The sequence below is a fragment of the Pseudomonas sp. N-1-13 genome (assembly GCF_057787095.1).
Genome location: NZ_JBYNRI010000001.1, coordinates 577,136 through 591,121, shown reverse-complemented (window position 1 = coordinate 591,121; position 13,986 = coordinate 577,136). Strand labels below are relative to the sequence as shown.

At 61.8% G+C, this 13,986-nt stretch carries 8 protein-coding genes; 7 read left to right on the top strand and 1 reads right to left on the bottom strand.

Features of this window, described 5'->3' with window-relative positions; all coding sequences use genetic code 11:
• Positions 1–72: 72 nt before the first annotated feature.
• Complete coding sequence (locus AC3I65_RS02610; protein ID WP_488523438.1) at positions 73–4,047, bottom strand: type III effector 1; 3,975 nt, start codon at positions 4,045–4,047, stop codon at positions 73–75.
• A gap of 192 nt (positions 4,048–4,239) precedes the next feature.
• Here AC3I65_RS02610 and prmA point away from each other — a divergent pair, with 192 nt between their 5' ends.
• From prmA to AC3I65_RS02575, 7 genes are all read left to right on the top strand, one after another.
• Positions 4,240–5,118 carry a 50S ribosomal protein L11 methyltransferase gene (gene prmA / locus AC3I65_RS02605; protein WP_488523437.1) on the top strand — a complete coding sequence of 293 codons (879 nt, stop codon included), beginning with the start codon at positions 4,240–4,242 and terminating at the stop codon, positions 5,116–5,118.
• Between the two features lie 30 nt (positions 5,119–5,148).
• On the top strand, positions 5,149–6,387 hold the full coding sequence (locus AC3I65_RS02600; RefSeq protein WP_107321479.1) for a DUF3426 domain-containing protein: 1,239 nt from the start codon (positions 5,149–5,151) through the stop codon (positions 6,385–6,387).
• 185 nt (positions 6,388–6,572) lie between these two features.
• On the top strand, positions 6,573–7,580 hold the full coding sequence (dusB, locus tag AC3I65_RS02595; protein WP_047227386.1) for a tRNA dihydrouridine synthase DusB: 1,008 nt from the start codon (positions 6,573–6,575) through the stop codon (positions 7,578–7,580).
• Entirely contained in the window at positions 7,577–7,897 is a 321-nt protein-coding gene (gene fis / locus AC3I65_RS02590) for a DNA-binding transcriptional regulator Fis (protein WP_025211617.1), read from the top strand. The genes dusB and fis overlap by 4 nt, the downstream gene beginning before the upstream one ends.
• Before the next feature lie 83 nt (positions 7,898–7,980).
• Positions 7,981–9,588, top strand: coding sequence for a bifunctional phosphoribosylaminoimidazolecarboxamide formyltransferase/IMP cyclohydrolase (gene purH / locus AC3I65_RS02585; RefSeq protein WP_047227385.1), 1,608 nt, complete (start codon positions 7,981–7,983; stop codon positions 9,586–9,588).
• Positions 9,589–9,776: 188 nt separating this feature from the next.
• On the top strand, positions 9,777–11,072 hold the full coding sequence (gene purD, locus AC3I65_RS02580; RefSeq protein ID WP_047227384.1) for a phosphoribosylamine--glycine ligase: 1,296 nt from the start codon (positions 9,777–9,779) through the stop codon (positions 11,070–11,072).
• Between the two features lie 99 nt (positions 11,073–11,171).
• A complete protein-coding gene (locus AC3I65_RS02575) occupies positions 11,172–13,946 on the top strand; it encodes a hybrid sensor histidine kinase/response regulator (RefSeq protein ID WP_076382840.1) in 2,775 nt (924 codons plus the stop codon).
• Positions 13,947–13,986 lie beyond the last annotated feature (40 nt).

Genomic DNA, 13,986 nt, shown 5'->3' with positions numbered 1-13,986 from the left:
TGATGTAAAAAAGACCCCGGTCCATTGGCCGGGGTCTTTTTTTGCCTGTCTTTCACAATGGCGGCGAATGACTCAGCTCAGCGCTACCGTAGGGAGTGCCTGTGCTTCGATCTGCGCCCTCGTCGCCGCCCTGCCCTGCAGGGTGCGAACGCCACCATTGGCATTGGCTACCAACGGCTCACTACGCAAGCGCGTCATGAACCCACGCGCACGCACCGACACCGGGTCGGAACTCTGTTTCGCCCTCGCCAGCACCGGTATGTAGTAGCGCTCAACCTGACTCTGTGATGTCTTGAACACCGACGTCACCCCAGTGCGCAGATCCAGCGACACACCATAGGTATTACCGAAGCAGGAAGAATACGACCAGTGATCCCAGGTTGGCTGCAGCCCCTGGCGCCTCATCACCGATCTGACCGGCTCGCCAATATCAGCGCCTGTCAGCCAATCGCCGCCCACCAGAATGGCGCGAATATCCTTCGCTGCCCCTCCCAAACGCTGCTTCACTTCGCGAACACTGCGCTCGATCAGTGCGCGGATGTTGTGATCGAAATGAATGACCGCCCCGACCTTGGTGGTCGGGTTGTACAACGAAGCGATCACGCATGTCTGGGCGTTCAGGGAGAACAGATAGTTGTCTGCCGCCGTCTCGCTGAACCTGGCGACCACCGCCTCGCCCTGCAACGCGCCCCGCGCCACGTCCGGGAAGACATGCCCGGGAAACGCTTCGCGAAGATCGCTCACTCGCCCAAGGTTACGCACATCATCATTGCCGCCACTCATTCCAACGGGTTTACGCGCCCACTTGCCATTCGCCATCCTGTACACAGGCGGTTTGTAAAAGGCGCCGGGATAACGGGCATCCACCAGGCACAGACCATCGAAGTAGATATTCCCCCTCACCTGGTAGTACCTGCCCTTGTCGAGTATGTAGAAAGCATTTCGCGGCTGCGTAGCGCTGGACGGGCTGAGATAGGTGCCTTTGAAAGCCCCCTCGGTCACCTGCTGCAAATTCTTCGGCGTTTCCCTGACCGCCTGTTTCGGATCGAAACGGATAGGCTGGATCAGCGGCCCGCTCTCCCTGGCAGCGACTGATGTCACCTGCCTCAAGCGCTGAGCGGCCAAGGACATGGGCCTTACGGCAAGCTTCAGACTCCTGACAGCCTGACCGAGCAGCCGGGTCATGCTCATTGCCCCAAGCATGCCGAACAACGCGCCCCAGGTCGCTTGCAGCCAATGGCCGAGGGCCCGATCGGTGTCGCCCTGCCCATGCGCCTCGATCGCCTGCCTGGAACTGAGGGCAATGAAGCCGGCATCCAGCAACAGGGCAAAGGGCGGGTAAACCATGCACACCGGCGCGGAGGCGAAGAGCAGGCCCTTGAGCACCTGATCCCTGATCACCTCGCCACGACTCTGGGTGACATCTTCCACGTCCGTGACAGCGCGCTCGATGTAGGCATCGAACTGCGACGAGATATCCATTACCCGATTGAATTCGCGCAATACTTCGAGGCCACGGGTCGTGGTCGCCAAAGCCGTCAGCGAGCGCCTTACCGCGGCACGAGCACCAACGGCCACCCGCTCCAGCACGTAATCACGCAGGCGTGCGGCGATCGCCCCGGGGAAGTCCTGGTATGGGCGAAACGTGACGCCGTCGGGAGCGTCGGGCGTGTACAGCCAATAGGCGCCTTTGGGATCAAAGTAGGCAAAGACATAGACGCCCAATACCACATGACCGCCGACGGTAAACCGGATCAGACCTTCGCGCTGCACCACTGCCTGCGAACTCACTGAGCCGGTCACCGGCGTCGACTCACTCAGCAGCGTGATTTGCCGGGTGAGCCACCAGAACTCACGGGCGTTCAACAAGGACTTGCCCGTCGCGATCCGCAGGTCGCGATCCATCCGGGTCAGCAACAGGTTGCGGTAGGCATTGCGCCGCTTGGTGTATTCGGCAGCGCTGGCATCAAGGAACCTGGCGCGGATCTGCCGCGCATACTGCTCGCCCACGTAGGCCCGCCGGATGTAGGTCGCCAGCTCCGCACTGCGAACCTGCCCCAGGTCCTGCCCGATCGATGACCGCACGCCTTTTCTGGGGTTGTCGATGCCCGAGTTGTCGTCATACCCATGGATGGCCAGCTCCAGCAAGCTGGCAACCTGGGTCTTGCCACTCGCCAGCCCGGGTGTGTAGTCGATGAGCACCGTGGCAGGATCGACCGGTTCCTGCACCCCCTTGCTACGCATGTACGGTGCGATGGCTTGGGTGACGGTACGTTTGGCGAAGTCCACAAAGACCTCATAGCCGGCGATCTGCTCGTTGAAGACCTGCTGATGAACCAGGAGCTCCTGGCTCAAGCTGCTGATGATACGTCGGGAGTCAAGCGGCAGGGCCGCGTACCACTGGGGCGATTCGTCCTGCTCCACCTGCGCCAGGTTGTTGGCCAGGCCCATTGCAACAGACGCCTCAAGGCAGGCTTTGAAGGCCATCGCAGTGCTCCTGAGGTCTTTGTTCAGATCCCATGCCGTCGGCTTGTCCGCCACGCCGGCAAAGTACTCCCGAGCCACATCACGCCCGGCTGCAGAGAGTTGTTGCAACAGGTATTCGCGACCCGCTTCGCTTTCAATCCAGGCGCCTATCTCTGCATTCACGGACCGAAGCGAGGGCAACTCGATCCACTCCTGCCCATCTGGCTTGCCGGGGGCGTACAACAACAGATCACTGACCTCGCCCGACCGGTCCTCGCGGTAGAACAACAGAAGATCGGAACACTTCAGTGCGTTTGGAAGCGCAAGGCAGGCCACACGCCAGGCACTGGCCGATTGCGCCGACGTCTCGTTTGCCCATAAGGTTTTGAGCGCCTCGTGATGGCTCACCTTCAAATGGCCCGCACAACGTGCTACGAACGCGCTTTGCTCCAGGCGCGCCACGAACCAATCGAGCATGGCGTCCTTCAGGTCTGCCCGGCCATATTGGCTGACCAATGCTGCCCCATACCCAGCGGGGGCATCCACGTCTGCCAGCAGTTGGGTAATGAACGCCGGCGAAAGAGGCTGGTTGCGCAGCATGGCGCCATTTTCCACCAGGAACACCGATATAGCGTCCGATCTTATCGGACCTGCCGCCAGCAATTCGCTCAGGCTATGGGTCTGCACCGGCTGGTCAATGATCCCTCGCCACTGCAACTGCACTCGAATGCCGTCAGGCTCGACTTCCATGTCCAGTTCACGCCTGACATAGTCCCTGGCCAGCCGCCGGGCAAACGCCTGCAGCGAGCCCAGGCCGTCGAGCAGCTCATCCACCAGCGCCTGCGCCTGCGAGGTCCGTGCCTCAAAAGCCTTCAACTGTTTACGCTCGACTTCACTCAGCGCCTTCAGCCAGCCAGGCAATTGCCCCCCAGCGATTGCCTGAAGACTCCGCCGTTCCTGAGCGGTTGCCAACGAGGTGATCTGGTTTGTGAGACGCCAGTGCGCCTGAAGGTTTTCAAGCTTCTCCCTCAGCTCATCGACGTCCACCCCCGCCAGTTGCTCCGGCTGGAAAATCCTATCGATCCGGGCCAGGTATTCAGCGAGCCTGTGCTTGACCACCTCCTCAAGAGAGGCGTCGCTCCCGGCCATGCGCCAGTGACGTTGCAGATAGTCTTTGTAGTGATGGGTAAAGCCCGCAGCGCTTGCTTCCACCACCTGCACGATGACTTCCCGACGCTCAGCCGCAAACCCCGGATCAGTCCCGCCGGGCCAGCGATAAGGAGCATCCTGTTCTTCATCAAAAGCCACCGGCGTCTGGTCGATCATCCGTTGCAGCACCGCATCGAGCAGGGTGCCGATGAAGTATGGATCGATGTTGCCCTGGTAATAATGGGTGCGCAGTTGGACCAGCAGGTACTCTTCCAGCACCTCCAGCAAGGGCATCTGAGCGTGTAATCGCTGGTCGATAGCCGCCTGCCAACGTGCCAACTTCTCCAGAATGACTTGTGCTGTTTCCGCCTGCGGGGAAGAGACCGTCCCCGCGCCGCTCGTGTTGCTGTGCCGTTCGGCAGTGTTGTCCATCACATTCCTCCCTGTTGTGTGGACCCGCACCTTATCCGTCCTGCATTGCCCCCATGTCATACATATATATATCGAAACACCACGCCGGCGGCACGAGACTCGCTTATCCACTTTGATGGCGACCTGGCGTACACTGCGCGCCTTTGCAGCCCCGCGCTGCCTCCTGTAGATTTTTTTCCAAAGGTGCCCGCCATGCCTTGGCTGCAAGTACGTCTGGCCATCAGCCCGGAACAAGCCGAAACCTACGAAGACGCGCTTCTTGAAGTAGGCGCCGTATCGGTAACCTTCATGGACGCCGAAGACCAGCCGATCTTCGAGCCGGAACTCAATACCACGCCGTTATGGTCCCACACTCACCTGCTGGCCCTTTTCGAAGGTGGCACCGAGCCGGCCAGCGTGCTGGCACATCTGGAGCTGCTCACCGGCAGCCCGTTGCCCGAGCATCACAGCGAAGTGATCGAAGACCAGGATTGGGAACGCAGCTGGATGGATAACTTCCAGCCGATGCGCTTCGGTCAGCGCCTGTGGATCGTGCCGAGCTGGCATGCCGCGCCGCAGCCGGATGCGGTGAACCTGCTGCTGGACCCAGGGCTGGCGTTCGGCACTGGCACGCACCCGACCACCGCGCTGTGCCTGGAATGGCTCGACGGCCAGGACCTTAAAGACTGTAACGTGCTCGACTTCGGCTGCGGCTCGGGGATCCTGGCCATTGCCGCGCTGCTGTTGGGCGCCAAGGAAGCGGTCGGCACTGACATCGACGTCCAGGCCCTGGAAGCCTCCCGCGACAACGCCGGGCGCAACAACATTGCCCCAGAGCTGTTCCCCCTGTACTTGCCGCAAGACCTGCCACAGGTTCAGGCCGACGTACTGGTGGCCAACATCCTGGCCGGTCCGCTGGTGTCCCTGGCGCCGCAGTTGTCGAGCCTGGTCAAGCCGGGCGGACGCCTGGCGCTGTCGGGCATCCTGGCCGAACAGGGTGAAGAAGTCGCTGCGGCCTATGCCGCGGACTTTGATCTGGACCCCATCGCCAATCGCGATGGCTGGGTGCGCATCACCGGTCGTCGGCGCTAGAATGGCCGCCTGTATCAACCGGATTGCCGCATGACTGACAGTTTCGTCACCCAGTGCCCGCATTGCCACACCAGTTTTCGCGTCAGCCATACTCAATTGAGCGTGGCCCGCGGGGTGGTTCGCTGTGGCTCGTGCCTGCAAGTGTTCAATGCCGCACGGCAATTGCTGGAACAGCATACTGCCAAGGAAACCGTCACGCCCCTGGCACCGCCAATCAAGACGCCCGCCGCCGAATCCCCGCCCCGTGCGATCAGCCAGAAGCAATGGACCGCCGCCGAGCTGGACCTCGATGATCTGGACAAGGAACTGGCTCGACTGGAGCGGCGTGACAAGCGTGCGCCGGATACCTTCGGCCGACGTCGTGAAGACAACCTGAGCGCGCAACGCGACCCGCTCTCGAACGATCAGGAGCCTTGGTCCGACAGCCTGTACAGCGAATCCGCCAGCGAGCGCGACGAAACGGCCCTACAAACCCCGGTCGAACCGTTCGAGCCCCATGAACCGGCCCGCCCACCGCGCACCGAACCGTCCTTGCCCCTGACCCTGGAACCGCTGGAACCGGACGACGAGCCGGTCACCCCGCTACGCCTGGAGCCGGACGACGAGCCCCACGAACACCTGGAAAGTCTGTCTGCCAGCGATGATCACGATGATCACGACGAAGCACCGTTGCAAGCGGTGCCGACGCGCAAGGCACGCGAGCGCCATGAACCCGGATTACGCGCCGAGGCCCTTCAGGACCTGGATGACGATCCGCTGCAACTGGACTGGCGCAAGCGTCGCTCGCCCTGGGGCCGGCGTTTGCTGTGGGGCCTGTTGATCCTGTTCGCCGCCGCGGCCCTGGCCGGCCAGTACATCGCCTACCACTTCGAAGAACTGGCCCGTCAGGATCAGTATCGCCCGTGGTTCCTGCAGATTTGCCCGACCATCGGCTGCGACGTGCCGTCCAAGGTCGACATCGGCAAAATCAAAAGCAGCAACCTGGTGGTGCGCAGCCATCCGGAGTTCAGCGGCGCCCTGGTGGTGGACGCAATCATCTACAACCGTGCGCCGTTCTCCCAGCCTTTCCCGCTGCTGGAGCTGCGTTTCGCCGACCTCAACGGGCATCTGATCGCCAGTCGCCGTTTCAAGCCCGGTGAATATCTGGGCGGCGATGTCGAAGGCCTGGGGGAAATGCCGCCGCAGACGCCCATTCATATTGCCCTGGATATCCTCGACCCGGGACCTAAAGCGGTGAACTACAGCCTGAGCTTTCATTCACCAGAGTGATGCACACCAGGGCCGGGCGATTGGCGGCAGCTTTCTGACTCAGCGCACCCGAACCAAACCGCTGGCGATAACAAAATAGCTGTTCAGATTTTATCCAATTCGACCTTTATCCAGTCATCGAGAGCGGGTATCATGCCAACCCTTTTTCGAAGTCTCATGATCCGGCCCCACTTCAGGGAAGTCCTATGTCGGCGGTACGCATCGGCCCATATACATTACAGAACGGCCTGGTTCTCGCCCCAATGGCGGGCGTCACCGACCAGCCCTTTCGTCAGCTGTGCAAGCGACTGGGCGCCGGGCTTGTAGTTTCGGAAATGGTCAGCAGCGACATGAGTTTGTGGAACACCCGCAAATCGCGTCTGCGCATGATCCACGAAGGCGATCCCGAGCCCCGCTCGGTGCAGATCGCCGGTGGCGATGCCCAGATGCTGGCGCAGGCGGCCCGGGCCAATGTCGAGCTGGGCGCACAGATCATCGACATCAACATGGGCTGTCCGGCGAAGAAGGTCTGCAACAAGGCTGCAGGCTCGGCACTGTTGAAGGATGAAGCGCTGGTCACCGAGATCCTGCAGGCGGTCGTCGCCGCAGTCGATGTGCCGGTGACCCTGAAGATCCGCACCGGGTGGGACCGGGAGAACAAGAACGGCCTGACGGTGGCCAAGATCGCCGAACAGGCAGGCATCACGGCGTTGGCGGTGCATGGCCGCACCCGTGCCGACCTGTACACCGGCGAGGCCGAGTACGACACCATTGCCGCGATCAAGCAGGCGGTGTCGATGCCGGTCTTTGCCAACGGCGATGTCGACTCGCCCGAAAAGGCCCGGTACGTGCTGGACGCGACGGGTGCCGACGGGTTGTTGATCGGCCGGGCTGCCCAGGGGCGGCCATGGATTTTTCGTGAAATCGAACACTTCCTGCGCACCGGCGAAAAGCTCGCTGCGCCGCAACTGTCCGAGGTGGAACGTATTCTGCTAGAGCATCTGGCCGCGCTGCATGCCTTCTACGGAGAAGTCATGGGTGTACGCATCGCTCGCAAGCATGTGGGCTGGTATCTCGCAACCCTGCCGGGCGCCAGGGAGTTTCGCGCCCGTTTCAATCGTTTGGATGGTACGCAAGCACAATGCGCCGACGTTCAGGCGTTCTTCGCTGAGCGTTACAAGAGCCTGACAGGGGACGAAGGGGTGGCCGCATGACGATGATGACCGAGACTTTAGTGAGTGGAATAACACCCGTGAGCGACAACGTAAATTTGAAACAGCACCTCAATACGCCCAGCGAAGAAGGTCAGACCCTTCGCGGGAGTGTCGAGAAGGCGCTGCACAATTATTTCGCCCACCTTGAGGGCGCTGCCGTCACGGATGTGTACAACCTGGTGCTTTCGGAAGTCGAGGCACCTCTGCTCGAGAGCGTGATGAACTACGTCAAGGGCAACCAGACCAAGGCCAGTGAGCTGCTGGGCCTGAACCGCGGCACCCTGCGCAAGAAACTCAAGCAGTACGATCTGCTGTAAGCATTCAATCAAACCAGAAAGGCGCCCGCGTAAAAAACGGTCGCCTTTTTTGCTGACTTCCCTTGCTTTTGATGGAAATTGAAATGACCGACCAGACCACCCGCCTGCCGATCCGCCGCGCCTTGATCAGCGTCTCCGACAAGACCGGGATCCTCGAATTTGCCCGCGAACTGCAACAGTTGGGTGTCGAGATCCTCTCCACCGGCGGGACCTTCAAGCTGCTGCAGGACAACGGCGTCGCCGCAGTGGAAGTCGCGGACTACACCGGTTTTGCGGAAATGATGGACGGTCGGGTCAAGACCCTGCACCCGAAGATCCACGGCGGGATCCTGGGTCGTCGCGGCATCGACGACGCCATCATGAACGAGCACGGCATCAAGCCGATCGACCTGGTGGCCGTCAACCTCTACCCGTTCGAAGCCACCATCAACAAGCCAGGTTGCGACCTGCCGACCGCCATTGAAAACATCGACATCGGCGGCCCGACCATGGTCCGCTCGGCGGCCAAGAACCACAAAGACGTGGCCATCGTGGTCAACGCCAGTGACTACGCCAGCGTGCTGGAAAACCTCAAGGCCGGTGGCCTGACCTACGCCCAGCGTTTCGACCTGATGCTCAAGGCCTTTGAACACACCGCCGCCTACGACGGCATGATCGCCAACTACATGGGCACCGTGAACCAGGCCGCTGAAACCCTGTCGACCGAAGGCCGCAGCGAATTCCCACGCACCTTCAACACCCAGTTCATCAAGGCTCAGGAAATGCGCTACGGCGAGAACCCGCACCAGAGCGCGGCGTTCTACGTGGAAGCCAAGCCGGCCGAAGTCGGTATCGCCACCGCCACCCAGTTGCAAGGCAAGGAACTGTCGTTCAACAACGTGGCCGACACCGATGCGGCGCTGGAATGCGTCAAGAGCTTCGTCAAGCCCGCCTGCGTGATCGTCAAGCACGCCAACCCGTGCGGCGTGGCCGTCAGCCCGGACGCCGAGGGCGGCATCCGCCAAGCCTACGAACTGGCCTACGCCACCGACACCGAATCGGCCTTCGGCGGCATCATCGCCTTCAACCGTGAACTGGACGCCGAAACCGCCAAGGCCATCGTCGAGCGTCAGTTCGTCGAAGTGATCATCGCCCCTTCGGTCAGCGAAGAAGCCCGTGCCATCGTCGCCGCCAAGGCCAACGTGCGCCTGCTGGCCTGCGGCCAATGGTCGGCCGACCGCGCGCCGGCCTGGGACTACAAGCGTGTCAACGGCGGCCTGCTGGTACAAAGTCGCGACATCGGCATGATCGGCAGCGAAGATTTGAAAGTGGTGACCAAGCGCGCCCCAAGCGAGCAGGAAATCAACGATTTGATCTTCGCCTGGAAAGTCGCCAAGTACGTCAAGTCCAACGCCATTGTCTACGCCAAGAACCGCCAGACCATCGGCGTCGGCGCCGGCCAGATGAGCCGCGTGAACTCGGCCCGCATCGCCGCGATCAAGGCTGAACACGCCGGTTTGCAGGTACAGGGCGCGGTCATGGCCTCCGATGCGTTCTTCCCGTTCCGCGACGGCATCGACAACGCGGCCAAGGTCGGCATCACTGCGGTGATCCAGCCGGGTGGTTCGATGCGTGACGCTGAAGTGATTGCGGCGGCTGATGAAGCCGGCATCGCCATGGTATTCACCGGCATGCGCCACTTCCGTCACTAACAAGACAACGGCCGCACTGAAGCCGGCATCTGCTGCGTTGGAGCCGACCTCGATGATGCTCATTGCCAAAAGGCAACTCCGCTCATCAAGGTCGACTCCGCCTTGCATCTACCGACTTCATTGCGACCTCCTATGGCGCAAAACGCCCTAGGCTCCAAACAGAATCAGCGTCATCCGAGGTTTTTGAAATGAATGTTTTGATCATTGGCAGCGGTGGCCGTGAACACGCCCTGGCCTGGAAAGTGGCTCAGGATCCGCGTGTGCAGAAGGTTTTCGTGGCACCGGGCAATGCCGGTACCGCCATCGAAGCCAAATGCGAAAACGTCGCCATCGACGTGCTGGCCCTGGAACAACTGGCCGACTTCGCCGAGAAGAACGTCTCACTGACCATCGTCGGCCCGGAAGTGCCGCTGGTCGCCGGCGTGGTCGACCTGTTCCGTTCCCGTGGCCTGGACTGCTTCGGCCCGACGTCCGGCGCCGCACAGCTGGAAGGCTCGAAAGCCTTCACCAAGGATTTCCTGGCACGTCACAAGATTCCGACCGCCGACTACCAAAACTTCACCGAGATCGATCCGGCCCTGGCTTACCTGCGCGAAAAAGGCGCGCCGATCGTGATCAAGGCCGACGGTCTGGCCGCCGGTAAAGGCGTGATCGTAGCCATGACCCTGGCCGAAGCCGAAGACGCCGTGCGCGACATGCTGGCCGGCAATGCCTTCGGGGACGCCGGTTCGCGGGTGGTGATCGAAGAGTTCCTCGACGGCGAAGAAGCCAGCTTCATCGTCATGGTCGATGGCAAGAACGTCCTGCCAATGGCCACCAGCCAGGACCACAAACGTGTTGGCGATGGCGACAGCGGCCCGAACACCGGTGGCATGGGTGCCTACTCCCCTGCCCCGGTGGTCACTACCGAGGTCCATCAGCGGGTCATGGACCAGGTCATCTGGCCGACCGTGCGCGGCATGGCCGAGGAAGGCAACGTCTACACCGGCTTCCTGTATGCCGGCCTGATGATCGACAAGGCTGGTAACCCAAAAGTCATCGAATTCAACTGCCGTTTCGGCGATCCTGAGACCCAGCCGGTGATGCTGCGCCTGCAATCGAGCCTGGTGCTGCTGGTCGAAGCGGCCCTGGCCCAGGCTCTGGACAAGGTCGAAGCCCAGTGGGATCCGCGTCCGAGCGTCGGTGTGGTACTGGCAGCCGGGGGTTATCCGGGCGACTACGCTAAAGGTAATGCGATACAAGGCCTGGAGGCTGCAGCCGGGCTTGAAGGCAAGGTTTTCCATGCGGGGACCGCGCTGAAGGATGGCCAGGTGGTCACCGCCGGCGGTCGCGTACTTTGCGCCACCGCCATGGGGTCCAGTGTCGACGCGGCTCAGCAGCAGGCCTACAAGCTTGCCGCCGAGATCGACTGGGAAGGCTGTTTCTACCGCAAGGACATTGGCTACCGTGCCATTGCCCGCGAGCGTGGCGAAAATCTGGAATAACCCGGCCATTCAGACCGGCAAGCGCCCATGGCCCTTGCCTGTCTGCTCCGGCGCCGCGCATAGTTATAATCTGGCATCAACCTACGAAGGGATTTCGCCGTGCGCTGGCTCAGGATTGCCATAGGTTTAACCGTCACCCTGCTGACACTGCTCTGCACGCTCCCGGCTCAGGCCGCGCCAGGCAGTGGCTGGGCGGTATTGCTCGACGAACAGGGCGACCTGAAGCTGAGCGACATCCGTTCTGCCCGCTACACCAATCAATTCAGCCCCATCGACCTGGACCGCCTGAAGGCCGCCGAGCCGGGTGGGGCATTGTGGTTGCGTTTCCGGCTGGCCCCCGACCCACATGAACAAATACTGCGTATCTTTGCACCCGACCTGTCTCGCCTGAACCTCTATGTGCTGGACGGCGATACCCTGGTGGACCAACAGGTCGGCGGCGATGCCCTGCCCCGTATCGAACAACCCCTGCCCAGCAGCGATTACATGCTGGCCCTGCCGCGCAGCGACAAACAGCTGGACGTCTACCTGCGCCTGGCGTCCCGGCACGAACTGCGGCCCTATGTCACCCTGGAAACGGCGATTCAGGCGGCGGCCAACCAGAACCAGACGCTGATCTACGGGTTGCTGTTCGGCTGCATCGCGATGCTGATCCTGCACAACCTGACCCGCTACGCCTATACCCGCTCACGCAGTTGCCTGTGGCTGGCGGCCTGTGAAGGGTTGTTGATGCTCAGCCTGGTGCTGCTATTGAACCTGGCTGGAGCCTGGCTGCCCGACTGGCCGGCCATTCAGACGCCGGGGGCCTATCTGGCCCTGCTGCTGACCGCGCCCTGCGGCCTGATGTTCGCCTACCGCTTCTTCGCCCCCCTGGGGCCGCACCCGTTGAACCGGCTGCTGCTGGGAGACATCGTGTTCATCACGCTCTGCAGTCTGCTGCTGCTGTTCGTGAACACACTGCCGCTCAATATCATGACCTATGCCCTGGTCGCGCTGGCCGGCCTGAGCATGCTGTTTGTCAGCGCCTGGCACTGGCAAAAGGGCTATCGCCCGGCACGGCTGTTTGTCGCCGCCATGGTGGTTTTCAACCTGGGCACGCTGATCATCCTGCCGGCCCTGCAAGGGCTGACGGAAGTCGCTCCCCAGGGCCTGATCATCACCCTGCTGGGGTTCATCTGCGTCAGCGGACTGCTGATGAGTGTCGCCCTGGGTGAGCGCCAGCGCTCGATCAACGAGAGCCGTTTCAGCATCAGCCGCGACCTGGCGGCGAGCAATGCCGAGATCAATGCCAAGGCCGAGTTCCTGGCCAAGATCAGCCACGAAATCCGTACGCCGATGAACGGCGTACTGGGCATGACCGAACTGCTGCTGGGCACGCCGCTGTCGGTCAAGCAGCGCGATTACGTGCAGACGATCCACAGCGCCGGCAACGAACTGCTGACCCTGATCAACGAAATCCTCGACATTTCCCGACTGGAGTCCGGGCAGATCGAACTGGACGACGTGCAGTTCGACCTCAATGCGCTGATCGAGGACTGCCTGAGTATCTTCCGCGCCAAGGCCGAACAGCAGAATGTCGAATTGATCAGCTTTATCCAGCCCCAGGTGCCGCGAGTGATCAGCGGTGACCCGACACGGTTGCGCCAGGCGCTACTGAGCCTGCTGGAAAACGCCCTGAAAAAAACCGACGAGGGCGAAGTGTTGATCGTCGTGGCGCTGGACGAGCGCAGCAATCAGCCGCGCCTGCGCATCGCGGTGCAGGACAGCGGAACACCCATGGACGCCGAAGAGCGCGACACGCTGATGCATGCCGAATTGCACAGCAAGAACTTCCTCTCGGCCACCCGCCTGGGCGGCAACCTAGGCCTGGTCATCGCCCGTCAATTGATCATGCTGATGCACGGCGAGTTCGGCATCAAAAGCGGCAGCAACCAGGGCAGTACCTTGTGGCTGACCTTGCCCCTGGACCCGGATCGCCTCGAACATCCGACTTCCGACCTCGACAGTCCGCTGCAAGGGGCGCGGGTGTTGATCGTCGACGACAATGACACTTGCCGCAAAGTGCTCGTGCAGCAATGCAGCGCCTGGGGCCTGAACGTCAGCGCCGTACCATCGGGCAAGGAAGCCCTGGCGCTGCTGCGCACCAAGGCGCACCTGCGGGACTACTTCGACGTGGTGTTGCTGGACCAGAACATGCCCGGCATGACCGGCATGCAACTGGCGGCCAAGATCAAGGAAGACCCGAGCCTGAATCACGACATCCTGTTGATCATGCTCACCGGCATCAGCAACGCGCCGAGCAAGGTCGTGGCACGCAACAGCGGGGTCAAGCGCATCCTCGCCAAACCGGTGGCCGGCTATACCCTCAAGACCACCCTGGCGGACGAACTCAACCAGCGCAACAAAGGCCAGGCGCCGAGCATTCCGATGGGCGCCGGTCCTGTCGTTCCGGTAAAAGTGCCCAGCGACTTCCGCATCCTGGTGGCCGAAGACAACAGCATTTCCACCAAGGTCATCCGTGGCATGCTCGGCAAGCTCAACCTGCAACCCGATACCGCCAGCAACGGCGAGGAAGCCCTCAAGGCCATGAAGGAGCAGCGGTACGACCTGGTCTTGATGGACTGCGAAATGCCGATCCTCGACGGCTTTTCCGCCACCCAGCAACTGCGTGCCTGGGAAATGGGTAACCAGCGAACCCGCACCCCCGTGGTCGCGCTCACCGCGCACATCCTGGCCGAACACAAGGAACGCGCCCGTCAGGCCGGGATGGACGGCCATATGGCCAAACCGGTGGAACTGTCGCAACTGCGCGAGCTGATCGAACACTGGGTGGCCCAGCGCGACCAGCAGAATCGTACAGCGCAGACGTCCTGAGCCGACAGACACCAAAACGCCTGATAGACTCCCCGACGTC

What these genes read in the sequence shown, in the direction of transcription:
- purD (WP_047227384.1), top strand. Translation starts at nt 9,777, where the DNA reads ATGAATGTTTTGATCATTGGCAGCGGTGGCCGTGAACACGCCCTGGCC.
- AC3I65_RS02600 (WP_107321479.1), top strand. Translation starts at nt 5,149, where the DNA reads ATGACTGACAGTTTCGTCACCCAGTGCCCGCATTGCCACACCAGTTTT.
- dusB (WP_047227386.1), top strand. Translation starts at nt 6,573, where the DNA reads ATGTCGGCGGTACGCATCGGCCCATATACATTACAGAACGGCCTGGTT.
- prmA (WP_488523437.1), top strand. Translation starts at nt 4,240, where the DNA reads ATGCCTTGGCTGCAAGTACGTCTGGCCATCAGCCCGGAACAAGCCGAA.
- purH (WP_047227385.1), top strand. Translation starts at nt 7,981, where the DNA reads ATGACCGACCAGACCACCCGCCTGCCGATCCGCCGCGCCTTGATCAGC.
- fis (WP_025211617.1), top strand. Translation starts at nt 7,577, where the DNA reads ATGACGATGATGACCGAGACTTTAGTGAGTGGAATAACACCCGTGAGC.
- AC3I65_RS02610 (WP_488523438.1), bottom strand. Translation starts at nt 4,047, where the DNA reads ATGGACAACACTGCCGAACGGCACAGCAACACGAGCGGCGCGGGGACG.